The following is a 23450-nucleotide window of genomic DNA, read 5'->3' as shown; positions in this document are numbered from 1 at the left end:
TAATCACTACATAGTTTGCTAGGAAAGGGGGAGCACATAATGTCATTTGCATCTGAAACAAAAAAGGAACTGACACAGGTTGAAGCGGATGACAGTTGTTTGAAGGCTGAAGTGTCCGCCCTTATACGAATGAATGGTTCGTTAAGCTTTGCGAATCGTCAAATAAGCTTAGATGTTCAAACAGAGAATGCAGCTATAGCACGTCGACTATATATCATTGTAAAAAGGCTCTATCCATATAATGTAGAGCTTCTTGTGCGAAAAAAAATGCGCCTGAAAAAGAATAATGTGTACATATGCCGTGTTCGGGAAGGTGCCCGTGAAATATTGGATGATTTAGAAATTGTATCGAATTCTTTTGAATTTAATCATACGATTTCAAAATCGATCATTCCGCGAAACAGTGAGCGCCGTGCCTATTTACGTGGGGCATTTTTAGCAGGCGGATCAGTTAATAACCCGGAGACTTCCTCTTATCATTTGGAAATCTATTCTTTATATAAGGAGCACGGGGAAGCGTTGGCACAGCTGATGAATCGTTATGATCTCAATGCAAAAACAATCGAACGAAAAAAAGGCTATGTCACTTATTTAAAAGAAGCAGAAAAAATTTCGGATTTTATGAATTTAGTCGGTGCTGTACAGGCAATGCTGAAGTTTGAAGATGTACGAATCATAAGAGATATGCGTAACAGTGTAAATCGTATCGTCAACTGTGAAACGGCTAACTTAAATAAAACAATTGGCGCGGCACTGCGGCAAGTTGAAAATATCCGGTATATTGATAATGCAGTGGGACTTGATCAGTTACCCGAAAAACTACGAGAAATTGCCCGTCTTCGAGTCGAATATCAGGATGTTACATTAAAAGAGCTTGGTGAGATGGTATCAACAGGCGTTGTAAGTAAATCAGGCGTTAATCATCGTTTACGTAAAATTGATGATATAGCGGAGGCCCTCAGACGTGGTGAAAAAATTTAGTGGCATTGGCTACGTAGAATTTTGGAATGAAACTTACGATTTAAGTACATTTATGCTAATGTATAGGTAATAATGGTAACGATTTCATGTGTACCGGAATCTATTATTGTTCTTTTCGAATAATTCCGATAAGATAGATAAAAGTAGCGATGAACGGTTGTGAAAGGGAGTATATCAAGATGATCGAAAAACAAGTAGAAGTAAAGCTGAAATCTGGCTTACAGGCAAGACAAGCTGCATTATTTGTACAAGAAGCAAATCGTTTTAAAGCAGACGTTTTTTTACAAAAGGATACGAAAAAAGTAAATGCAAAGTCGATCATGGGGATTATGAGCTTAGCAGTGGCTAAAGGTACAGTTGTCACATTATGTGCTGATGGTCACGATGAAGAAAAAGCCATTAATGCTCTCCAGCTTTTAATCGAAAAAGCAAACTAACTTGAAAAGCACAACCAATTCACAGGATGAACGGGTTGTGCTTTATTTTTTTGGGGGAGTGGCGATTAAATGAAGGAGAGTGACGAATAAGCTTACCTTTTTGGCGATTATCGTTATTGAAATGGCGAATAAATTTACACTTTTGGCTATTAAAATAGAGCGAGTGGCGAATAAAATGATGCATTAAAAAAAGCACACAGGATTAACTCCTGCATGCTTCATGTTACATTATTTATTTAATTGGTTACGCTCATAGATTTTGTCGATAAGACCATAATCTAATGCTTGCTTTGCAGTCATGAAGTTATCACGATCTGTGTCGCGCGCTAATGTTTCGTATTCTTGGCCAGTGTTCTCAGCCATGATGCGGTTTAATTTTTCGCGTAAATGTAAAATACGTTTTGCTGCGATTTCGATTTCAGTTGCTTGACCTTGTGCACCGCCAAGTGGTTGGTGAATCATTACTTCTGCATTCGGTAATGCAATTCGCTTACCTTTTGCGCCAGCAGAAAGTAAGAAAGCACCCATTGATGCTGCCATACCGATACAAATTGTTGAAACATCCGGCTTGATGAAGTTCATCGTATCGTAAATAGCCATACCCGATGTGATAGAACCACCTGGTGAGTTGATGTATAGGTAGATATCTTTATCTGGATCTTCTGCTTCTAAAAATAGTAGCTGTGCAACGATTGAGTTTGCTACGTTGTCATCGATTCCGCTACCTAATAAGATGATGCGGTCTTTTAATAAACGTGAATAAATGTCATATGCACGTTCCCCGCGATTTGTTTGTTCAATAACTGTAGGAATTAAGTTCATTGAATAATCCTCCCTTTGTTAAAGCTTTTATTCGCATTCTTATGCTGAAAAATGGAAATCATTTCAGCTGTAAACCTATCATACACGTATTAGTCAGTTATGGTCAAATATAAACTCTGACTTTTGCTATTGAAAATCTGGCGTACCATCTGTATAATGGGAAAAGTTGAACATATACTTATTTTACTTATTAATATGTCCTCGTGGTGTAATGGATAACACTTCAGATTCCGGTTCTGAGGCTGGGGGTTCGATTCCCTCCGAGGGCGTCTTTTTTTTTTGCGAATAATTAAGTATTAGCGTTCTTTAATAGGATGATAAGCATTCTAATTCCATTATTTAACATTCGTTTTAGGCACTATACTATAAATTTCCGAATTCTGTATAATTTAAACGCACTTTTAAAAAATATTTAAATTCTTTAAATGAAATTTATAATTTAGACTTGAAAAAAGAGAAGATAATTAGTAAATTATTAAAGGTTATGTTCAAGCGATACTATATTATCATGTCCAATAGGACGCCATTTTACTGTTTTCATATACTTTTCTATATCAATTGTAGAAAAATAGCATAATCGTTATTGTTCTACAATGGAGAATGGATTTTTTGGTAGGATAGAAGGAATCACTGTACCGATTCCTTTTATCCTTCGTTCATTCTTAAATCAAGACTACTTTCGGGATTGCCGTGAAGTAGTCTTTTTTTATACCCTAGTTTAGGGTTTATCACCTTAAATTGAGGATGATAAATAATGAGATAAATAGCGGAACGAATTTCCGTTATTTCGAAAATAACGGAAGAGATTTCCCTTATTGGTCTAAAAAACATGGAATTTCGGAATTTTATTTAAAATAACGGTAAAACGTTCCCTTATTTATTCAAAAAATGAGCTACAGCATTCAAATAACGGTAAAATCTTCCCTTATTTTAGGGGGCACTGGCAACCGCATGTTATGGTAATGAACCCAAATTTTTTAAAAGAGAGAATAAATATACAGTGTTCATCGTATAAAGAAGATTAAAAAACAAGAATGATATAATAATTTAATGAATAAATATTAAAAGATATGCAGATTTCTTATCAATTTTGTTATAAAAATTCATCATACTGCAATAATAATCAATTTTTTAAAAATTAAATGTTGTATATTAATTGGGGAATTAATATAATTGAACAAGATATTAATTAAAAAATTAAAAACTCCAGGAGGATATTTATAATGAACGCTAGAAAATTACTTAAATGGGCAGCCCCTTTAGCAGCAGCTTCAATGATTTTAACAGCATGTGGAACAGATGATAAAACATCGTCTACAGGGGATAAAGAATATACAAAAATCGTAGCAGGTACAGAAGCGACATATGCTCCTTTTGAGTATTTAGATGATAAAGGAAATGTAGTAGGTTTAGATGCTGATATTTTAGCAGCAATTGGTGAAGAGATGGGTATCGAAACAGAAGTTAAAAATGTTGGCTGGGACTCAATGATGAGCCAAGTGACAAATGGTGAGATCGATATGGGTGCAGCAGCCATTACGATTACAGATGAGCGTAAGCAATCATATGATTTCACAGATCCATACTATGAGGCGACATTATTAATCGTGACAAAAGAAGATTCTTCAATTGAATCTTTAGAGGATATTAAAGACAAAAAAATCTCTGTACAGATTAATACAACAGGTCACAAAGCAGCACAAGACTTACAAGGCGTTTCAAGTTCAAAAATTTTAGCATATGAAAACTTTTCAATTGCACTAACAGAAGTATTAACAGGTGCTTCAGATGCGGCGATCGGTGATAATGCGGTTATTTTAGAATACTTAGAGAAAAATCCGGATTCTGGTTTAAAAGCGATTGAAGACGATTCATTTGAAAAAGATTACTTTGGTTTCATGGTGAAAAAAGGGAATACAGAGCTATTAAATATTTTAAATGAAGGTCTGGACAAAATTAAGGCTAACGGAAAATTAGCTGAAATTACAGGTACAGAAATCGAATAAGCTATTTTTAATTTATTGGAGGGTTTCAGATGGAGTTTTTTGATTTTTTCCGTTGGGAAATTATCTGGAACTACCGTGAGCTATATGCAAAAGGACTTTGGGCGACCATTGTTCTAACCGCATGTGGTTATATTGGTGGTATCATTTTCGGTCTACTATTAGGGTTAGGCCAAGTTTCGAAAAAGAAATTGATTTACTGGCCGGCTAAATTTTATGTAGACGTATTCCGTGGTACACCATTGCTAGTGCAATTATTATTAATTCACTTAGCTGTTATTCCAACTATTTTTGGTTCATCACAAGGTTGGTGGGTATCGGGTATCGTAGGATTAATTTTAAATAGCGCGGCATACAATGCGGAAATTTTCCGTGCAGGGATTCAATCAATCGACAAAGGGCAAATGGAAGCAGCAAGGTCATTAGGTTTAACGCATAGTCAGGCGATGCGCAAAGTTATTTTACCTCAAGCATTCCGTCGTATGATTCCACCACTGGGGAATGAGTTTATTGCCTTATTAAAAGATTCATCTCTTGTAACGGTTATTGCCGGTGCAGAAATATTATACGTGAGTAAAGTCGTTGCCGGAACGTATCAGCGTTTCTGGGAGCCATATTTATTTGCAGCGTTCTTATATCTTGTATTAACGTACGCCGTAACGAAGCTCATCGCATTTATCGAAAAGCGGGTCGATATCAATTACAACCCACGTAAGAAAAAGGAGCGCGCGTAAATGATTAAAGTAGAAAACTTACACAAGCATTTTGGCAAGCTCGAAGTGTTAAAGGGCATTGATTATGAAGTTCATGAAAAGGAAGTTGTGTGTGTGATCGGTCCATCCGGATCTGGTAAATCGACTTTCCTCCGTTGCATGAATTTACTGGAAGAAGTAACAGATGGCGCGATTTATATTAATGGTGTCAAAATTAATGACCCGAAAACAAACATTAACGATATCCGAACAGAAGTAGGGATGGTATTCCAACAGTTTAACTTATTCCCGCACATGTCGGTTATTGATAATATTACAATGGCTCCGATGCAAATTCGCAACTTAAATAAACAAGATGCCGAGAAACTAGCAATGGAGCTACTTGATAAAGTTGGATTGCGTGAAAAAGCGGATAATTACCCGCAGCAATTATCAGGGGGGCAACAACAGCGTGTTGCAATTGCACGTGCTTTAGCAATGAAGCCAAAAGTGATGCTATTTGACGAGCCAACTTCAGCGCTGGATCCTGAAATGGTTAAAGAGGTTTTAGAAGTAATGAAAGACCTTGCCAAAGAAGGTATGACGATGGTAGTTGTCACACATGAAATGGGCTTTGCACGCGAAGTTGGTGACCGCGTACTGTTTATGGATGGTGGCTATATTGTAGAACAAGGTCATCCGGAAGAAGTATTCGGCAATCCTCAAAATGAACGCACGAAGGCGTTTTTAGGGAAAGTATTATAGAGATAGAAAAAGGCTATCTTTTACTATATTAAAATATAGTTGAAGATAGTTTTTTTAATATAAAATATCGGAAAATTCTAAATAAATGTTGTATTACTATATCCAACAAATGTATAATTATAACGTAAAATGTATAGGGGGATTTACAATGTCAAATAAAAAATGGTTAACAATGATGCTGCTTGTGGCATTATCATTAGTTTTAACTGCATGTGGTACTGGGGATAAAGAAACTTCCGGTGCAGGTGCCGAAGATAAATTTTCTAAACTATTAGTCGGCACGGAAGCTACTTTTGCTCCGTTTGAATCGATGAATGACAAAGGGGAAATTATCGGGATTGATGTAGATATTATGAATGCAATCGGTGAAGAGATCGGTTCAGAAATCGAATTTAGAAATGTTGGTTGGGAGCCGGTATTCCAACAGTTAAAGAATGGTGAGCTGGATTTAGGGGCATCAGGAATTACAATTACAGATGATCGTAAACAAACATTTGATTTCACAGATCCATATTATGAAGCGACATTAATGATTGTCGTAAAAGAAGATTCACCGATTACAACATTGGATGAATTAAAGGATGAAAAAATTTCTGTACAAATTAATACAACAGGTCATGAAGCGGCGAAAAAACTGCAAGGTATGACGAGCTCGAAAATTTTAGCTTATGAAAACCAGCCAATTGCCTTCCAGGAAGTAATCAATGGCGCAACAGCAGCGGCAATTGGTGATAATGCAGTAGTAATTGAGTACTTAAAAAACAATCCTGACTCAGGCTTAAAAGCAATTGAATCAGATCAGTTTGAAAAGGAATATTACGGCTTTATGGTGAAAAAGGGAAATACTGAGTTACTTAATCTTTTAAATGATGGTCTTGCGAAGATTAAAGAGAATGGTAAGCTTGAAGAAATTACAGGACAAAAAATCGACTAAGAGGGAAAAATATTTTCCGCTCCCGCCAGAATTGATTTCCGTTACGGGGACGCTTTCCGGGGGCACGGCCTTACACGAACGTCTCAGGCGTCGCGCTTTTCCCCAGGAGTCGCCCCTTCACTCCAATCAATTCATTTTGTCACTGATATTGCAGTTGCAGTTATTTGCACTTAATAGTTAGATGAATAGGCATGAAACCTTGTTAAAGGATTTCATGCCTATTATTTATTGTTATAAAAGATTATTTTTAACGTGGATGGCTTTAGAGAATAATCTGGCGTCTCTGCCCATTTTAGTGGGAGCGTATTTGTATTGGCTTAAACAGTGCTGGAATAGTGCATCGCAATATCTTTTATCGTATCCGTAGTCATAGCATGCATCGTGGTACATACAGCAGTTATCTACTGCATTTGTTGGTGCACCGGGACCGGTACAGCCAGGACCGCAGTATCGGTAACCCGGATAACAGAAACCGAATGCAGAGCGTCTCATTGTTTTTATCTCCCTTCTTTTTAATAGTTACCATATAGTATGATTTCCTAAATAAGAAGGGGAGGGCTAATCTAGTTATTACTAGGTGAAAACAATGCATAAGGCCCTGCATGATGTTAGTTAAAAAGCAGATTGGAGAGAGGCGTTAGTTTAGCCTCTTCTCGTTAGTTCATGCTAGCGGACTTTACCGGTAAAACGGCGCTTTCTGCGATTTTTAAAATGGCATTTACAAGAACGTCCGCACCCTTTGAGCATTCTTCATAGGAAGTGTATTCATCTTCACGGTGACTATAGCCGTTTTTGCTAGGGACGAAAATCATTGTGGATGGGATATACCCGGCAATAAATTGTGCATCATGACCGGCGCCGCTATACATTTGTTGGCTTGAATATCCTAATTCATTTACGCTTGCAGCTACGGCATCTATGACTTCCGGTGCGAAATGGACAGTGTCGCGGCTCCAGAGCTTCTTATAGCTAAGCTCACAATTTTCGATTTCCTTTGGCAGGTCAAAAATGATTTGTTCTACTTGCTGAATAACAGAAGGGTCTTGATGGCGGGATTCTAACGAGAATGTTACTTTATTTGGAATGACCGTATGAATATTCGGGTAGGCGTTAATGCGCCCGATTGTATAAACAAGATCATCAGGAAGCTGTTTTAGTTTGTTTTGCAGAATTGAAATAATTTGCATTGTGGCAAACATACTATCTTTTCGCATTGAAATAGGAGTAGTTCCGGCATGATTTGATTCGCCGGTTAATGTGATGTCATAACATACCATGCCAAGTACTCCTTCAACGACACCGATCTCTTTTTTATAATGTTCCAGCACGGGTCCTTGTTCAATATGGAGCTCTAAATAGGCGTGGGCATCTGTTAAGCGGTTTGCGATATCGCCTTCATAGCCGCTTTGTTTTAGGGCCTGTTCAAAAGTTACGCCTTCTACATCTGTGGAAGCGAGCATGTTTTCCTTTTCGAATTTTCCTGAAAGTACGCCCGAAGCCATTAACGAAGGTTCAAAGCGTGCGCCTTCTTCGTTTGTGAAGTTCACGATTGTGAGAGGGTGATTCAGTTCAAGGCCTGCATCAACGATCGTTTGTACGGCCTCTAACGCAGTTAAAACGCCGAGCACGCCATCAAAGCGTCCGCCTTTAATAACGGAATCCAAATGGGAACCCATTACAATCGGTAAATGGTCGGCTTTGCCTGGCAATGTTGCATACATTGTCCCCATATCATCTGTTGTGACAGTCATGCCAAGCTGTTCGCAAGTTTCTTTTAATTGGTTGCGGGCTAAAATATCCTCCTGGGAAAGGCTTAAACGTGTGACACCATTATTTTCCGTAGCTCCAAATTGACTGTATAAATCAATACTATTTTTAAGTCGTTCACGATTCGTTTTTAACATTAGGAGTCCCCCTTTAATCCATTAATATATATACATTAGCATTTTCATATAACAAATTAATATATACCTAATGTAAAATGATACAATAATTGTATGGACGATTTGTTAATTAGAGGAGGCTGCCTATGATAACTGTAAAAGAAGTTCTTAATCGAAAATACTTTGAATCTGCCAAAGTTGTTGCAGGTCAATCAGGATTAAATCATGCGATAAAATGGATACATATATTGGAAGTTATCGATGTGAAGCAGTTAATAACAGGTAATGAGCTCATTTTGACAACAGGCGTTATTTTAAAGGATAACGAGCAAGGTTTTTTAAACTTTGTCCAGCAGCTCAGTGATTTGGAAGTAGCGGGACTGTGTATCGAACTCGGTATGTACATTCAGGTCGTACCGGAAAGTGTCGTTAATTTAGCGAATAGTCTGGATTTTCCGCTCATTGTGTTTCAGGAAATCGTGCCGTTTATCGGGATTACGCAGGATTTGCATACAGCAATTATTCATCAGCAATACGATATACTGAGGCAGCTGGAGGATTATTCCCAAAAAATAAACAACTATGTTTTAAAGGTGAATGACAAAGCGAAGATTCTCCAATACATGCAAAAATATTTAAACGTGAATACTTACTTTGAAGTGAATAAAGGGACAAGTCTCGCAATCCCGGATAAAAAGATTGAAAATTATAAAGATTTCATCAATAGCTTGAACAATAAGAATAAGGCGAGTCTTGAAATGACGTTATTTGATCAAGTATATGGCACGGTTCATATTTATTCCGAGAAAAGGGAAATTACTGAATTGGATTTGCTTATTTTGGATCGGACAGTCGTTACATTATCTCAGTTTGTTTTAAGGGATTTATATATTGAGGAAAAACTTGAAAGTGAAAACCGTAAATTTTTTGAAAAGTGGCTGGAAGGTAAAAACAGTGATGATGAAATACGTTATTTCATTGAAGAATCAGACCAGAAGCTAAAACAAAACGGCTGGATGGTCATGATTCATCAGATGCGAAGAAAAAATATTATTAAGGATTTAACGAATTATAAAATTAATCTTCGTCAAGCTTTGCAAAAGGAAGGCTTTTATACATTTATCGTAGAGCAGTCGCAGTATTTAATTTTTATATTGAATGATTTGGGGCCGGAAGATACGTATAAAGAACGTATGAAGCGTGCGATGAATGAGCTGATTAATCAGTACAGGCTGGATACACTTATTGCGGTAGGTAAATATGTTTCTCATTACAATGAATTGAAGGAAAGCTATCAAACTGCGCAGGAGACACTTCAAATACGGATGACGAATATGGAGCTCTCTTATTTCTATGATGAGCTGCTTCTTTATCATATGGTAAAGGTTTTGCAAAATAATAACAGTTTAATGCAAGCAGCAAAGGAAAAGATTGAAAAGCTCAGTCAGTATGACAGTAAGCACAACACGAATTTAATTCAAACGTTGGATATATATTTTCAGTGTAACGGATTGAAAAAGGAAACGGCCGAAAAATTATTTATTGTGCGTCAAACGCTGTATCACCGTCTTGAAAAAGTGGAGCAAATTATTGGCAATGATTTTATGAATTACGAAAATCGTTTATGTATAGAACTCATGTTATTGATGACAAAGCATAATTATTATGAGGGGATGAAAGTCACCTAATATCGCTGGCCGGACTATACGAAAACGTTATATTAACCTACTAATGATGAACCGACTAAATTACCTTAATGTGAAGTGAATGCAAAAAATCATTTTACACAATGTATAATGCCCTAATAAGTTCGATAAGCGAAAATAGAGGTAAGTTCTGAAATTTAGGAGGGAAATGCATGAGCCAATACGTAGAGTATAACTGGAAGGCAAATGACGAAAAGCATGTGTGGCATTCGATGAAGCCTTATAACCCGGATGCAACGTTTATTGTAGATAGAGCAGAAGGGGCTTGGCTGACGGACATCGATGGCAACAAATATTTGGATGCGATGGCAGGGCTATGGTGTACGAATATTGGTTATGGGCGCAAGGAAATTGCAGAAGTAGCCTATGAGCAGATGCTTAAAAATTCCTATACACCACTCACATATGGGCATACTCCGTCCATCTTACTTAGCCAAAAAATTAGCGAGCTGCTTGGGGATGAATATGTCGTTTTCTACTCCAACAGTGGCTCGGAAGCAAATGAAGTCGCATTTAAAGTAGTGCGACAATACCATCAGCAAAAAGGTGAAACGAATCGCTATAAAATTGTTTCCCGCTACCGTGCGTACCACGGGAATACGATGGGTGCTTTAGCGGCTACTGGCCAGGCTCAGCGTAAATATAAATATGAGCCACTTGCTCCAGGTTTTTTGCATGTAGCACCACCTGACCAATACCGTAATCCGGAAGAAATGCAGGGTGAAGATCCAACGACATTACCGAGTGTGAAAAACTTGGATCAGGTAATGACGTGGGAAATGTCGGAAACGATTGCCGCTGTCATTATGGAGCCTATTATTACAGGTGGTGGGGTGATCGTACCGAATGAGGCCTATTTGCAAGGTGTCCAGGAAGTATGCAAAAAGCACGGCGCGTTACTCATTATTGATGAGGTTATTTGCGGCTTTGGGCGAACTGGGAAAGCATTTGGATTCCAAAACTACGGAATTAAGCCGGATATCGTTACGATGGCAAAGGGGCTGACAAGTGCCTATATGCCATTATCGGCAACTGCTATCCGTCGTGAAATATATGAACAGTTTATAGCTGAAGGAGATTACGAGTTTTTACGTCACGTTAATACTTTCGGAGGTTCACCAGTCGCTTGTGCGGTTGCGTTGAAAAACATTGAAATTATGGAGCGCGAAAATTTATTTGAGCAATCCACGCTGCTTGGGGAATCGCTCAAGGGAACTTTAGAGGGAAATTTAATTGATCATCCTTATGTTGGGGATATTCGAGGAAAAGGTTTATTGATCGGGATTGAGCTTGTGGAAGATAAAGAAACGAAAGCGCCGCTGGATATTAACAAGGTCAATGCGGTGATTGGCTATTGTAAGCAAAAGGGTGTCATTATCGGTAAAAATGGTGTGACAGTAGCGGACTTCAACAATGTATTAACACTTTCACCACCGCTTTCCATTACGTTAGAGGAAAAGGACTTTATTGCAACGACATTGATAGAGGCATTAAACAGCATTAAATAGAGGAGGACATTCATAATGACAGAAGCAGTTTCGGTAAAAAGATTAACGCATTTTATTAATGGAGAATTAGTCGAGGGAAAAAGCAGAAGCTATTCAAAGGTCTATAATCCGTCTACCGGCGAAGTGATTGCTGAAGTACCGATCGCAACAGCCGAAGAAACACGTGAAGCGATTGCAGCGGCAAAAGCGGCATTTCCTGCGTGGAGAGATTTATCCGTTGCGAAGCGAGCTGAAGTATTAATGCGCTTCCGATATTTAATTACAGAAAATATGGATCAGCTGTTGGATATCATTTGTACGGAAAGCGGTAAAACGTTGGAGGATGCGCGCGGTGAAGTAACGCGGGCATTGGAGTCGGTTGATCTAGCAATCGGGGCACCTCACCTTGTGAAGGGGGAGTATTCGGTCAATGTCGGCGGTCAAATTAATGCCTACTCGGCAAAGTATCCTTTAGGTGTCGTAGCTGCTATTTCACCGTTTAACTTCCCAATCATGGTACCGCTGGCGCAAACGTCAATGGCGATTGCTGTAGGGAATGCCGTTATTTTAAAAGCTTCTGAAAAGGTGCCGATGACTTCACTATTTGTAAGTGAGCTATGGAAAAAGGCAGGCTTGCCGGATGGTATTTGGACAGTAGTAAATGGCAGCAAGGACGCGGTAAATGAGCTTCTGGAAAACCCAACTGTACAGGCGATTTCATTTGTAGGGTCAACGCCGGTAGCAAAATATATTTACGAAACAGGTGCTAAATACGGTAAGCGTGTTACGGCACTTGGTGGCGGGAAAAATAATATGGTTGTTATGCCGGATGCGGATTTAGAGCAAGTGGCGAACGCGTTTATTGGTGCTGCGTACGGCGCGGCTTCTCAGCGTTGTATGGCGATTTCTACGATCGTGCCGGTTGGTGAAGAAACAGCTGATAGATTAGTAGCGATTTTAAAAGACAAGATCAGTAAATTAAAAGTTGGTAGCTACACAGAAGAAGGTACGGATTTTGGACCGGTTATTTCGAAGGAGTCCAAAGAAAGTATTTTAAAGGCAATCGATTTAGCTGAGCAGCAAGGTGCAACGATTGTGAATGATGGTCGTGAAGTGGATATTGTGAAAAATTCGGAAGGCTTCTTCGTAGGTCCGACGCTATTGGACAATGTGACAAAGGAAATGGATATTTGCGATCAGGAAGTTTTCGGACCGGCTCGAAATGTCGTGCGCGTAGGTTCGCTTACGGAGGCGATTGACTTCATTAACGATCAGGAGCTAGCAAATGGTGTCGCGATCTTTACAAATGATGGTGCTGCGGCGCGTAAATTTACTACGGAAATTGATGTGGGCATGGTTGGTGTTAATGTGCCGATTCCAATCCCAGTAGGCTATCATAACTTTGCCGGCTTTAAAGGGTCACGCTTTGGAGAAGGGCATATGTTTGGTCCGGATCAGGCGCGATTCTTTACAAAGACGAAAACGGTATCCGAGCGCTGGCCGGAAACAACAGAAACGACGGCATCGACATTCGCGTTTCCGAGCAATAACTAAGTTAATATGCAAAAACGGCCTGATACCGGAAAAGGGATCAGGCTGTTTTTTTATGTAATTGGAATTTTATTAGCACAACTGTGATGGATATTAGAAAATGCGGGTGGGATATTAGAAGGTTGAGAGGGGATTTTAGAACAGTTTGCACCTTTTTTAGCACATGCCGAGGTTTTATTAGAAGATCAAAAATATATTAGAACAACTGAAAATATATTAGAAGATTTCAAAGTTTATTAGAACATTTTTTGCTGAAAATATCGAAATAGCACTTATTATGTCATAAAATGTAACATGAAAAGTGATTTTTCCCTTATCTTTTTACGTTATGTCCAAAAAGATTATTGGAAAAATTACCTTTTGTATATTAATTTTTAACCGAGCATCGAGTAAAGTTAAGTGTATGAAGGGAAGAAGCATCTTTTAAAAATATTTTTATTTTTTAGAATAATTAGATATTATGTTATAAAAAATAACATATAATAATATATATTTAATTATATGCTTCTCAAAAGTTAAATATACCAAAAAATCAAAATCGTATTATTTAGTTCTAACTGTGACTTAAATTTATCGAAAATTCAGATTTAAATGTAGTTTCATCGGTTCTTTCTAGAACTTAGCTAAATTACTAGAAAAATAGGAGGGTTTACTATGAAAAAGATCATTACTGGGGGAACAATTGTTACGGCTACAGACACGTATAAAGGTGATGTGCTGATTGAGGATGGCGTAATTAAGCAGATTGCGGCAAGAATCGAAGACGTGGATGCAGAAATCATTGATGCTACAGGAAAGCTATTATTTCCGGGTGGTATTGACCCTCATACACATTTGGACATGCCGTTTAACAATACGGTAACAGATGATGATTGGCAATCAGGTACCATTGCAGCAGCATTTGGTGGAACGACGACAATTATTGATTTTTGTATTAGTGCAGGCTCTCCGACATTGATGGATGCGATTGATACTTGGCATGGCAAAGCGAAGGACAAGGCCGTGATCGACTATGGCTTCCACTTAATGATTGGTGATTTAAATGAACAGCGCTTAAAGGAATTACCGGAAGCACTGGAACGGGGCGGGATTAGCTCGATCAAAGTGTTTTTAGCATATGCAAAGGAATTCCAGGCGACAGATCGTACGTTATTCCAGGCATTTAAAGTCGGGAAGCAATTAGGTGCGACGGTTATGGTGCATTGTGAAAATGGGTCTGTTATCGATGAGCTAGTAGAAGAGGCGAAGGCGAATGGTAAGACGGAGCCGATTTATCATGCACTGACTCGTCCACCGGAAGTTGAAGGTGAAGCGACTAAGCGTGCAATTGAGCTAGCAAATTTAGCGGGTGCACAGCTTTATGTTGTACATGTTACGTGTAAAGAAGCCGTTGATGAAATTATTTCAGCGCGTAATAAAGGCTACAACGTTTTAGGGGAAACTTGCCCACCGTATTTAGTATTGGATCAGACAGCATTGGAAAAGCCGAACTTTGAAGGGGCAAAATATGTATGGTCTCCGCCTCTGCGTCCAGTAGAGCATCAGGAAGTATTGTGGAATGCACTGAAATCGAAGCAGTTGCAAACGATTGGCTCGGACCAATGCTCATTTAGCTTCAATGGCAAGAAAACATTAGGGAAGGATGACTTCTCAAAAATTCCGAATGGTGGACCGTTTATTGAAGATCGCTTCTCCGTACTGTATTCGGAAGGCGTAGCAAAAGGCCGTATTTCGGAAAATGAATTTGTCGATATGATTTCAACGCAGTCTGCGAAGATTTTCGGACTGTTCCCTAAAAAAGGGACAATTGCAGTTGGTTCGGATGCGGATATCGTATTATTCGACCCGACAGTGAAACGGACAATCTCGGCAGAAACACACCATATGAATGTGGATTACAACGCATTTGAAGGGCTGGAAGTAACGGGTGAGCCAATAAGTGTGTTAGTGCGTGGCGATTATGTCATTCAAGATAAAAAGTTCGTCGGCAAGCTTGGAAGTGGTGAGTATATTCGCCGCGAAGTGAAGAGTACCACTAAAGTAACTTCATAGAACTAATAATCAGCTGAAAAAGTAATAACAAATCAAACGGGAGAGGGTTGTTATGAAATGAGCAATAGTTTAGCGAAAAACTTTGAAGAAATATTTGGTGGTTTAACAACATACACAGCAACCGTGGAAGCGAATCGATGTTTGTATTGCTATGATCCACCGTGTGTTAAAGCGTGCCCGACAAGCATTAATATTCCGAGCTTTATAAAGAAAATCGCCTCGAATAATATGAAGGGCTCTGCACGTGTCATTATGGAAGCGAACCCAGTAGGAGCAAGCTGTGCACGTGTATGTCCGACAATCGAGCTTTGTGAGGGAGCTTGCGTGTTGAACAGTGAAGAAAAGCCAATACAGATTGGTCACTTGCAGCGCTATGCAACAGACTGGCTTCGTGAAACCGATGTGAAGTTGTTTACACCGAAACCTGCAAACGGCAAGAAAATCGCGATTATTGGAAGTGGGCCAGCTGGATTATCTGCTGCACGTGAACTGGCATTACTAGGATACGGTGTGACAATTTACGAAGCAGATGAAAAAGCAGGGGGCTTGAATTATTACGGAATCGTTTCATTCCGCCTACCTCAAGATGTTGTGGAATGGGAAGTGCAGCAAGTACAAAACCTCGGTGTTGAAATTAAAACGAGCACAAAAATCGGCGAAGATGTCCTAGTAGATGAACTTCTAGCTAATTTTGACCGCATCATCGTAGCGGTTGGTATGGGGAAAGTACCGATGCTAAATATTGAGGGCGAACACTTAGAAGGTGTCTATGATGCGATTGATTTTGTAAAAGAATCGAAAGCTTCGTTTACAGATAAAATGCTAGGCAAAAAAGCAGTCGTGATCGGTGCCGGTAATACTGCGATTGATGCGGCCACATGTTCAGTAAGGCTAGGCGCAGAACAAGTTCAGATCGTTTACCGCCGTACATCGAAAGAAATGACGGCTTATGACTTTGAATATGATTTTGCTAAGCAGGACGGTGTTGAATTTAGATGGTTATCGTTACCGAAGCGAATTATCGGGGACGAAGCCGGCAAAGTAATCGGTTTGGAATGCATTAAGATGAAGCTAACGGAAATCGAGAATGGAAAAGGTACGTTAACGGAGATTCCGGGGTCTGAATTTGTAATTGAAACGGATGCTGTCATTCGGGCAATTGGTCAAGCGAAGCAGTATGAGCTGATTGAACATCTAGGGCTGGCGAATACTCGTGGGGTCATTGATGTCGAGATGAATAGCTTAAAGACATCGAATCCGAAAATTTATGCTTGCGGTGATGTAATTTACGGCAATGGGTACGGTGAAGCGACTGTTGTATCCGCGGCACAGCAAGGGAAAGATTCGGCATACGCAATTCATTATGAACTAAACGCAAATTCAGAGATCGCATAGGGGGTATTCAAATGGCTGATTTAAGTATAAATTTTGCTGGTATAAAGTCACCGAATCCATTTTGGTTGGCATCTGCACCACCGACAAACTCGGGTTATCAAGTTCAGCGTGCTTTTGAAGCAGGATGGGGCGGCGCTGTTTGGAAAACGTTGGGGGACCCTATTTTAAACGTTTCTTCTCGTTTTGCAGCTGTCAGTTTTAATGGTCAAAAGGTGGCAGGGTTTAACAATATTGAGTTAATCACGGACCGACCGCTTGAAGTGAACTTGAAGGAAATTTATGAAACGAAAAAACGATTCCCGAATCATGCGATCATTGCTTCGTTAATGGTAGAACCAAAAGCTGAAAAATGGCATGAAATTGTAAAAAAAGTACAGGATGTCGGGGTCGATGGCTTCGAATTAAATTTTGGATGTCCCCATGGAATGGCCGAGCGTGGCATGGGTGCCGCTTCTGGTCAGGTGCCGGAACTGGTGGAAAAGCAGACGTTTTGGGCGAAGGAATATGCTCAAGTACCGGTCATTGTTAAGCTGACGCCGAATATTACTGATATTACGGTAACAGCAGAGGCGGCGATACGTGGTGGTGCTGACGCGATTAGTATGATTAATACAATCAATAGTTTGGCAGGCGTTGACTTAAACTCTTGGAATACAATTCCGCATGTTGGAAACAAAGGTGCTCATGGAGGCTATTGTGGTCCAGCGGTGAAGCCAATTGCGCTGAACATGGTTGGTGAATGTGCAAGAAATCCTTATATTAATGTACCGATTTCAGGCATTGGCGGTATTTCAAACTGGCAGGATGCTGCTGAGTTTATATTGATGGGTTCTACAAGCGTGCAAGTGTGTACAGCAGCGATGCACCACGGCTTCAGCATTGTAGAGGATATGATTGATGGCTTAAGCAACTATTTAGATGACAAAGGCTTAGACTCGGTCATGGATCTCGTTGGAAAAACGGTTCCGAAGTATTCAGATTGGGGCGATCTGGACTTAAATTATAAAGTTGTAGCAGAGATTAATAATGATGTTTGCATTAACTGTAATAAGTGCCATATTGCGTGTGAAGATACATCGCATCAATGTATCGATCTGTATACGGAAGACGGTCGTCCGATGTTGAAAGTTCGCGAGGAAGATTGTGTAGGCTGTAACTTATGTTCGATTGTTTGTCCGGCAGAAGGTGCTATTACGATGAAGGAATTGGTGCCTACACAACCACCAATGACATGGAATGAAAGACAGTCGTTGATCGCAGGATTTGCAGCGAACAGTTCGACTATTGCAAGGTAGTCCTTTGGTAAATATTTTTAAAGAAATACATGTCAGCCTAGCAAAGTCGCATCGAGTGATACCGGCTGGCTGACCCACGTCCTGTGGACCCAAAAATTGAATAATGAGAGGTGTAGCGATGTCCAATCCAAAAAGCTCGAGTAATAATTATTTGAAATCACCTGATTTACTTCCTGTCTCGCATGAGAATCGCAGTATTGGAGTGCTTGGCTTTGGTATGATCTGGGTAGGAATGGCGATCGTACTGGCCGCATTTGCGATCGGTGCTGGCGGAATTGTGAATTTGAGTATGCCGATGCTGATCCTTGCGACATTGGTCGGATCAATTTTAATCGGTATTTTTATGGTCATTATTGGTGATATCGGTGTAGAACACGGTTTATCGTTTCCTGTGTATATGCGTGCACCGTTCGGAACGATTGGAACACATCTTCCTTCATTTGCACGTGCATTTACGGCATCATGCTGGTTTGGTATTAATACGTATTTCGGAGCCCTTGCAATCAATGGAATTTTAAATATTATGATAGGCTTCGATAATTGGTTTGTGTGCTTTATTGTCTTTGCGACATTGCAATTATTCAATGTATCGTTAGGGATTAAATCAATTGAGCGTTTCGCTGATTTTGCTGCACCGATCATTATCTTTATTTCGATTTGGATGTACTTACAATTATCGGCTGAAGCGAAGGAACAAGGAAAAGCGGTATGGTCTTGGGTGGAAGCACCGCAAACAGGTTTTGAACAGTTTACGGCATTTATGATTGTCGCGATGGCAATTATGGGCTTCTGGGCAACACTTGCTGCGGATATGCCGACACTTTCACGTCACTTTAAAGCACCGAAAAATGAACGTAACTGGTTCAAGCGAAATAAAACGCAGTTATTAGGTTCACTTGTTGTTCAGCCAATTTTTAATACGCTGATGATTGTTATTGGGGCGGTATGTTATATGTCTACCGGTTCAGGTGACCCGATTAACGCACTACAGCAAGCGGCAGGTGGCATTGTCCTTGTAATGTTATTATCGATGATCGTACTGGCTCAATGGTCGACAAATACTTCCGCAAACGTTATTCCGGCTGCGACGATTTTCTCGAATATCGGCGGCCCGAAAGTACCGTTCTGGGTAGGTGTTGTCATTGCCGGTATTGTCGGGACGATTGTTCAACCGTGGAGCTTATTTGATATTTTAAATAGCGTACTGCTCGTTGTCGGCGGTATCCTTTCTTCAATTGTTGGTATTTTATTTGCCGATTATTATTTAATTCGTAAGCGACGAGTAAATGTAAAGGATCTATATGAAACAGACGGTCAATATCAGTATTTAAAAGGTGTCAATGTAGCGGGGATTATCGCGTGGGTACTTGGTGGGTTGATCGCGAATATTTGGCCATCATTTTCTTCACTAATTGGCTTCTTTGTAGGGGCGGCAATCTATTATGTGCTAGCGAAATTCTGGTGGTTCAAAAAGTATCCGCAAGCTGAAATTACGAATCCGAGTGATGAGGAGTATTTAGGCATTACAGCGGGACGCAGCTGGGAGATTGATGTGACGCCAGAACCGATTGGTGTTCAACAAACTGCTTCTACAGATTAAAATGTAAATGGGGGTGCGACGATGTCAGAATATGAATTTGTGGCAAAGGAAATTTTACAGATTGATGAATTACTGGCCGATAATTATATTTTTAAAAGCATTCACGAAAATTTAGAAGGTGCCTTCGTTACTTTTATTAATGAAGAGAGCAACGAAGAGCGTATGCTGCATATTAAAATGGCGGATGCGCGGAAATATTTCTCCAGTAAATTATACGAGCAATTACAAAGTTAAATAGGTGAACAGGCGCATTTCATTTCTTATATGAGATGCGCCTGTTTTTTGTTGGAGAGAAATAGAGGGAAGAGTTCCGCTTATTTGGGCATATCAAGTGTAAGTGGCCAAAAATAAGAGGAGAAATTCCCCTTATTTGCTTGTATGAGGCTGGAATACATGGATTTTTTAAAAATAACGGAAGTTTGTACCCTTATTTTAGCTGAATATGGGTTGTTCCCTTGAAATAACGGGAAATCCTACCCTTATTTTTTTGTAAAGCATATTTCGACATGTTTATACATATTGTGAAAAATACAGTGGATGCACTAGTCGGGTTCAGGCAAATTTTTTATTGAAGTGGAGGGCTTTTATGGGAGAAAAGAAGGGAACATTTAAGAAGTGGAAGGATAAAGTGAACGAGAAAGTCACGACACTAAGCAACAAGACGTCTTTTGCTGTAGATCGATCAAAAATACGTAAGCAGATTGCTGCGATTGAAGAAGAGATAAAACTGCTTAAACAGGAAATTGGGGAAATTGTTAATCTGAATCGGAACACCTTATTTTCGGTGAGTATGGTGAATTATCAGCTTATGCAAATTGAAGCGAAGGAAAAGGCTGTTGCGATGCTGGAACAGGATATTGAAGAATTAAATGAACGCAGTAAGGCAGCGGGTGCTGAAGAGGAGATGATAGTGGACTCTACAGATATTATCGAGGTTACGCAAACGTATATTTGTGCGAATTGTAATGAGTTTTACGATGAATCGAAAAAATTCTGTGAGGAGTGCGGCTACAAAATGGTCTGATAAAGTGTGCCCGACTTAAAATAGTTGGGCATTTTTTTATTTCTATAAAGAAAAAGCTGACTGCAAAGAATTATTATCCTTTGAGCCAGCTTCCTCGTCAAAAGCAGTTGTACCTGCTCTTTCTACTTACGATGTTCTACAAGGTCAATTGCACCCAATACCATATGGGCGAGACCGAAACCGAAAATGGTATTGGCAAGCATCTTGTTCGTACCGATTTTTTGTTTCATCGCATACCCTGTTGCAGTTACAGCTGATCCAAGTACAGTCGGAATTAAACCTTCACGAATATTTTTCATAAAAGCCCCTCCTTCATCGTAGTAGGTGATACAACACCATTATTAGTGTTTGTTCGTTTGGGGAAGTATATTCTTTAATTTTTGCAAGTAAATATTGGATATCCACAAAAAAAATGTATTATTATTAATTCAAAGCCAATAATTAATGGAAGAATTAATCCGAATACTTTATTGGGGATTAGTTAGGCATATTTTTAGCTTGCTGTGCCTGCCCATACATATTGAGCATCGTATTCATATCTTGCTGCGAAAGTTGTGGTACTTGATAATACCCTTTTTTGTTTTGGTACAAAGAGATTTCGTAAGCCATTTCGATACAGTTTGGTACAGAGTCCTGTAGCACACGACGTACAACTGGATTTGTAGACTCTAAAGCTGCAGCAGTTTTCCCAGCTGCTCCTGCTTTATGGCAGCTCAGCATGAAGCTTGAAATGATCGCGTCATTAATTTCGTTAGCAGAAGTAATTGGTTTTTTAGGCTCGCCTGGTGTCAAACCGTAGTTTGTATCATTGCCCATTTGCATATTGTAGCTGCGAGTTGGGTGTTTTGGATCGTGGCCTGTTTTGTAGGCTTCCATTGTAAGGTTGTATTCATCAAGCATAAATGGGTATTGTCGATCCATAATAGATAGTAGCTCTGGATCTTGAATTTGGTCACGTAATAAAACGTATTGATTTAATCCGCCGATCATAGCGCCTAGCACTTCATGAACATCCAGTAATTCATGGGCACCATGATTCATTGAGAAAGGCATTTGGTTGTCTTGTGATTGGGATGATTGGGTAAACATTCAGTAACCTCCATAATAAGAATTTCGTACGCTCTTATTGTGGAAGTGAATGAAAATTTTATACGCATTTTTTTAGAAAGAGGGGATGAGACAAAATGTATTCTAAAAATGAAAGAGGCAGTGCTGGTTTAATTACGGTCATTGCCATCATTGTAGTGATTGTCATTGCGGCAATGATCGTCGTACCGAAATACAACAATTTAGTGAGTGGGGAAGAAACGGTGGATGCAGCATGGGCGCAAGTGGAAAACCAGCTGCAGCGTCGATTTGATTTAGTGCCGAACTTAGTGAATACCGTTAAAGGTTATGCGAAGCAGGAAGAGGAGATTTTTACTCAAATTGCCAATGCACGTACACAATATGGCAATGCCAATACAGTTGGTGAAGCAGCGGAAGCGAATAATGATTTATCTTCGGCATTATCCCGATTATTAGTAGTCATTGAAAACTATCCGACCTTAAAATCGGATGTCCAATTTACACGTTTAATGGATGAGCTGGCAGGAACTGAAAATCGTTTAGCTGTAGCGCGTAAGGATTATAATGATACGGTTCAGCAATTCAATAATACTGTGCGTCGATTCCCAGGAAACTTGATCGCGGGCATGTTCAGCTTTGAGCAAAAAGATTACTTTGAAATTAAAGAAGGTGTGGAGGAAGCACCGGCTGTCGATTTTGATTAATCGAATTGCACGGGCAAGGTCCGAAATTTCTAAAAAGGGGGGTTGCGTATGAGATGGATTGTCTCGCTTTTCATATTATTCCTGGCTGTACCGCTTCAGGCGATGGCCGCTATACCGGAGAAGCCGGCTTATAATTCCTACGTTTATGATTATGCGAATGTACTATCTGATGATGTGGAACAACAGCTGATTCAGTCCGCAAAAGCATTGGAAGGTTCAACTGGCAATGTAATCGTCATGATGACCATTGATACGATCGGTGGAATGGATGCGTATGAATTCGGAACGGAAACGATTCGGCAATGGGGAATCGGTGGTGCGAACGAGAATAACGGGATGCTGATTTTCGCTACGACTGAGCAAGGTCCAGGGGAAAATGATGTATGGATTACGGTCGGCGGCGGCTTAGAGGGTGATTACCCGGACGGCAAACTCGGCAGTATGATTGATGAATATATGTTTCCTTATTTAATGAATGGGGATTATACGAGTGCTTTTGCGAATATTTTCTCTGTTTTTTATGAGGAAATGGGTGGTGAAGCAGGTGGGGCTGATTTAGTGAAGCCTGTTTCATCGGGTGATGATGACGGCATTTCCATTGGCTTTATTATTTTTATTATTATTCTCTATTACCTCATTACGAAGTTTGGCGGTGGCGGCGGTCCAGGTGGACGTAGACGTACTGCTCGACGTGTATACCGTAGCGGCGGATTCCCTGGTGCATTTGGCGGAGGTTTCGGCGGTAGAGGTGGCGGCTCTTCTGGCGGTGGATTTGGTGGCTTCGGCGGTGGCGGATCATTCGGCGGCGGGGCTGGCAGGAAGTTTTAGGTTTTAGGATGGGCATCTTACTCTTTCGGGGTGAGGTGCTTTTTTGAGGTGTGGTGTGCAGCAGGCGGTGGAGGTTTTCTAATAAGTGCCGGGGATGTTCTAATATGTGATGCGATTGTTCTAATAAAATGTTGATTTGCTAATAAAAGTGTTAGATGTTCAAATAAGTGGGGTTCATTTGCTAATAAGTGTTATGAAAGTGCTAATATGTCAGCTGGAAGCG

General features: G+C 39.9%; 22 protein-coding genes and 1 tRNA gene. 18 read left to right on the top strand and 5 right to left on the bottom strand.

Annotated features, from left to right (window positions below):
• Window positions 1–39 precede the first annotated feature (39 nt).
• Complete coding sequence (gene whiA, locus NYE67_RS16965; protein ID WP_191699535.1) at window positions 40–981, top strand: DNA-binding protein WhiA; 942 nt, start codon at window positions 40–42, stop codon at window positions 979–981.
• Window positions 982–1160: 179 nt separating this feature from the next.
• On the top strand, window positions 1161–1418 hold the full coding sequence (locus tag NYE67_RS16960; protein WP_191699537.1) for an HPr family phosphocarrier protein: 258 nt from the start codon (window positions 1161–1163) through the stop codon (window positions 1416–1418).
• 228 nt (window positions 1419–1646) lie between these two features.
• On the opposite strand, the gene clpP is transcribed toward NYE67_RS16960, so the two are convergent.
• Window positions 1647–2240 (bottom strand): ATP-dependent Clp endopeptidase proteolytic subunit ClpP, encoded by a 594-nt coding sequence (clpP, locus tag NYE67_RS16955; protein ID WP_191699538.1) that lies wholly within the window; start codon window positions 2238–2240, stop codon window positions 1647–1649.
• Between the two features lie 197 nt (window positions 2241–2437).
• Here clpP and NYE67_RS16950 point away from each other — a divergent pair.
• The 5 genes from NYE67_RS16950 to NYE67_RS16930 all read left to right on the top strand — a co-directional run bounded on the left by NYE67_RS16950 (window position 2438) and on the right by NYE67_RS16930 (window position 6634).
• Window positions 2438–2509, top strand: a tRNA-Arg gene (locus NYE67_RS16950).
• Between the two features lie 954 nt (window positions 2510–3463).
• Entirely contained in the window at window positions 3464–4246 is a 783-nt protein-coding gene (locus NYE67_RS16945) for a basic amino acid ABC transporter substrate-binding protein (RefSeq protein ID WP_340730655.1), read from the top strand.
• 29 nt (window positions 4247–4275) lie between these two features.
• Entirely contained in the window at window positions 4276–4977 is a 702-nt protein-coding gene (locus tag NYE67_RS16940) for an amino acid ABC transporter permease (protein ID WP_340730654.1), read from the top strand.
• The gene (locus NYE67_RS16935) at window positions 4978–5700 is read left to right on the top strand and encodes an amino acid ABC transporter ATP-binding protein (protein ID WP_340730653.1); all 723 of its coding nucleotides are present in this window, start codon (window positions 4978–4980) and stop codon (window positions 5698–5700) included.
• Window positions 5701–5848: 148 nt separating this feature from the next.
• Window positions 5849–6634: a basic amino acid ABC transporter substrate-binding protein gene (locus NYE67_RS16930; protein ID WP_340730652.1), complete on the top strand. Its 786-nt coding sequence runs from the start codon at window positions 5849–5851 to the stop codon at window positions 6632–6634.
• 231 nt (window positions 6635–6865) lie between these two features.
• Here the strand turns inward: NYE67_RS16930 and NYE67_RS16925 are convergent, their stop codons facing one another.
• Window positions 6866–7126, bottom strand: a complete 261-nt coding sequence (locus NYE67_RS16925; protein ID WP_340730651.1) for a Parvovirus coat protein VP1-like protein — start codon at window positions 7124–7126, stop codon at window positions 6866–6868.
• A 164-nt stretch (window positions 7127–7290) separates the two neighbouring features.
• Window positions 7291–8538 (bottom strand): Zn-dependent hydrolase, encoded by a 1248-nt coding sequence (locus NYE67_RS16920; RefSeq protein ID WP_340730650.1) that lies wholly within the window; start codon window positions 8536–8538, stop codon window positions 7291–7293.
• Window positions 8539–8663: 125 nt separating this feature from the next.
• On the opposite strand from NYE67_RS16920, the gene NYE67_RS16915 reads away from it, so the two are divergent.
• The 9 genes from NYE67_RS16915 to NYE67_RS16875 all read left to right on the top strand — a co-directional run bounded on the left by NYE67_RS16915 (window position 8664) and on the right by NYE67_RS16875 (window position 20627).
• Window positions 8664–10205, top strand: a complete 1542-nt coding sequence (locus NYE67_RS16915) for a PucR family transcriptional regulator (protein WP_340730649.1) — start codon at window positions 8664–8666, stop codon at window positions 10203–10205.
• 170 nt (window positions 10206–10375) lie between these two features.
• Complete coding sequence (locus NYE67_RS16910) at window positions 10376–11731, top strand: aspartate aminotransferase family protein (RefSeq protein WP_340730648.1); 1356 nt, start codon at window positions 10376–10378, stop codon at window positions 11729–11731.
• Between the two features lie 15 nt (window positions 11732–11746).
• On the top strand, window positions 11747–13264 hold the full coding sequence (locus NYE67_RS16905) for a CoA-acylating methylmalonate-semialdehyde dehydrogenase (RefSeq protein ID WP_340730647.1): 1518 nt from the start codon (window positions 11747–11749) through the stop codon (window positions 13262–13264).
• Between the two features lie 651 nt (window positions 13265–13915).
• The gene (hydA, locus tag NYE67_RS16900; RefSeq protein ID WP_340730646.1) at window positions 13916–15313 is read left to right on the top strand and encodes a dihydropyrimidinase; all 1398 of its coding nucleotides are present in this window, start codon (window positions 13916–13918) and stop codon (window positions 15311–15313) included.
• A 57-nt stretch (window positions 15314–15370) separates the two neighbouring features.
• Complete coding sequence (locus NYE67_RS16895; protein ID WP_340730645.1) at window positions 15371–16708, top strand: NAD(P)-dependent oxidoreductase; 1338 nt, start codon at window positions 15371–15373, stop codon at window positions 16706–16708.
• A gap of 11 nt (window positions 16709–16719) precedes the next feature.
• Window positions 16720–18003 (top strand): NAD-dependent dihydropyrimidine dehydrogenase subunit PreA, encoded by a 1284-nt coding sequence (gene preA / locus NYE67_RS16890; protein WP_340726092.1) that lies wholly within the window; start codon window positions 16720–16722, stop codon window positions 18001–18003.
• Window positions 18004–18121: 118 nt separating this feature from the next.
• The gene (locus NYE67_RS16885; RefSeq protein WP_340730644.1) at window positions 18122–19603 is read left to right on the top strand and encodes an NCS1 family transporter; all 1482 of its coding nucleotides are present in this window, start codon (window positions 18122–18124) and stop codon (window positions 19601–19603) included.
• Window positions 19604–19624: 21 nt separating this feature from the next.
• Window positions 19625–19837 (top strand): hypothetical protein, encoded by a 213-nt coding sequence (locus NYE67_RS16880; protein WP_340726091.1) that lies wholly within the window; start codon window positions 19625–19627, stop codon window positions 19835–19837.
• Window positions 19838–20189: 352 nt separating this feature from the next.
• On the top strand, window positions 20190–20627 hold the full coding sequence (locus NYE67_RS16875; protein WP_340730643.1) for a nucleotide-binding protein: 438 nt from the start codon (window positions 20190–20192) through the stop codon (window positions 20625–20627).
• Between the two features lie 122 nt (window positions 20628–20749).
• Here NYE67_RS16875 and NYE67_RS16870 read toward each other — a convergent pair whose 3' ends face one another.
• Complete coding sequence (locus NYE67_RS16870; RefSeq protein WP_340726089.1) at window positions 20750–20926, bottom strand: asparagine synthase; 177 nt, start codon at window positions 20924–20926, stop codon at window positions 20750–20752.
• A 178-nt stretch (window positions 20927–21104) separates the two neighbouring features.
• Window positions 21105–21716: a spore coat protein gene (locus tag NYE67_RS16865; RefSeq protein WP_340726088.1), complete on the bottom strand. Its 612-nt coding sequence runs from the start codon at window positions 21714–21716 to the stop codon at window positions 21105–21107.
• Between the two features lie 95 nt (window positions 21717–21811).
• Between NYE67_RS16865 and NYE67_RS16860 the strand changes: the two genes are divergently transcribed.
• Both NYE67_RS16860 and NYE67_RS16855 read left to right on the top strand, forming a co-directional pair.
• Window positions 21812–22399: a LemA family protein gene (locus NYE67_RS16860; protein WP_191699566.1), complete on the top strand. Its 588-nt coding sequence runs from the start codon at window positions 21812–21814 to the stop codon at window positions 22397–22399.
• 48 nt (window positions 22400–22447) lie between these two features.
• Entirely contained in the window at window positions 22448–23227 is a 780-nt protein-coding gene (locus NYE67_RS16855; RefSeq protein ID WP_340730642.1) for a TPM domain-containing protein, read from the top strand.
• Window positions 23228–23450 lie beyond the last annotated feature (223 nt).

This window comes from Solibacillus sp. FSL W8-0474, assembly GCF_038004065.1.
In the GTDB taxonomy this organism is placed as follows: domain Bacteria; phylum Bacillota; class Bacilli; order Bacillales_A; family Planococcaceae; genus Solibacillus; species Solibacillus faecavium.
The sequence above is the reverse complement of the archived record's forward strand: the minus strand, read 5'-3'. Positions and strand labels throughout refer to the sequence as shown.

Excerpts from the sequence above, each read along its gene's own strand:
- whiA (WP_191699535.1), top strand. The coding sequence starts at position 40 with ATGTCATTTGCATCTGAAACAAAAAAGGAACTGACACAGGTTGAAGCG.
- NYE67_RS16960 (WP_191699537.1), top strand. The coding sequence starts at position 1,161 with ATGATCGAAAAACAAGTAGAAGTAAAGCTGAAATCTGGCTTACAGGCA.
- clpP (WP_191699538.1), bottom strand. The coding sequence starts at position 2,240 with ATGAACTTAATTCCTACAGTTATTGAACAAACAAATCGCGGGGAACGT.
- NYE67_RS16945 (WP_340730655.1), top strand. The coding sequence starts at position 3,464 with ATGAACGCTAGAAAATTACTTAAATGGGCAGCCCCTTTAGCAGCAGCT.
- NYE67_RS16940 (WP_340730654.1), top strand. The coding sequence starts at position 4,276 with ATGGAGTTTTTTGATTTTTTCCGTTGGGAAATTATCTGGAACTACCGT.
- NYE67_RS16935 (WP_340730653.1), top strand. The coding sequence starts at position 4,978 with ATGATTAAAGTAGAAAACTTACACAAGCATTTTGGCAAGCTCGAAGTG.
- NYE67_RS16930 (WP_340730652.1), top strand. The coding sequence starts at position 5,849 with ATGTCAAATAAAAAATGGTTAACAATGATGCTGCTTGTGGCATTATCA.
- NYE67_RS16925 (WP_340730651.1), bottom strand. The coding sequence starts at position 7,126 with ATGAGACGCTCTGCATTCGGTTTCTGTTATCCGGGTTACCGATACTGC.
- NYE67_RS16920 (WP_340730650.1), bottom strand. The coding sequence starts at position 8,538 with ATGTTAAAAACGAATCGTGAACGACTTAAAAATAGTATTGATTTATAC.
- NYE67_RS16915 (WP_340730649.1), top strand. The coding sequence starts at position 8,664 with ATGATAACTGTAAAAGAAGTTCTTAATCGAAAATACTTTGAATCTGCC.
- NYE67_RS16910 (WP_340730648.1), top strand. The coding sequence starts at position 10,376 with ATGAGCCAATACGTAGAGTATAACTGGAAGGCAAATGACGAAAAGCAT.
- NYE67_RS16905 (WP_340730647.1), top strand. The coding sequence starts at position 11,747 with ATGACAGAAGCAGTTTCGGTAAAAAGATTAACGCATTTTATTAATGGA.
- hydA (WP_340730646.1), top strand. The coding sequence starts at position 13,916 with ATGAAAAAGATCATTACTGGGGGAACAATTGTTACGGCTACAGACACG.
- NYE67_RS16895 (WP_340730645.1), top strand. The coding sequence starts at position 15,371 with ATGAGCAATAGTTTAGCGAAAAACTTTGAAGAAATATTTGGTGGTTTA.
- preA (WP_340726092.1), top strand. The coding sequence starts at position 16,720 with ATGGCTGATTTAAGTATAAATTTTGCTGGTATAAAGTCACCGAATCCA.
- NYE67_RS16885 (WP_340730644.1), top strand. The coding sequence starts at position 18,122 with ATGTCCAATCCAAAAAGCTCGAGTAATAATTATTTGAAATCACCTGAT.
- NYE67_RS16880 (WP_340726091.1), top strand. The coding sequence starts at position 19,625 with ATGTCAGAATATGAATTTGTGGCAAAGGAAATTTTACAGATTGATGAA.
- NYE67_RS16875 (WP_340730643.1), top strand. The coding sequence starts at position 20,190 with ATGGGAGAAAAGAAGGGAACATTTAAGAAGTGGAAGGATAAAGTGAAC.
- NYE67_RS16870 (WP_340726089.1), bottom strand. The coding sequence starts at position 20,926 with ATGAAAAATATTCGTGAAGGTTTAATTCCGACTGTACTTGGATCAGCT.
- NYE67_RS16865 (WP_340726088.1), bottom strand. The coding sequence starts at position 21,716 with ATGTTTACCCAATCATCCCAATCACAAGACAACCAAATGCCTTTCTCA.
- NYE67_RS16860 (WP_191699566.1), top strand. The coding sequence starts at position 21,812 with ATGTATTCTAAAAATGAAAGAGGCAGTGCTGGTTTAATTACGGTCATT.
- NYE67_RS16855 (WP_340730642.1), top strand. The coding sequence starts at position 22,448 with ATGAGATGGATTGTCTCGCTTTTCATATTATTCCTGGCTGTACCGCTT.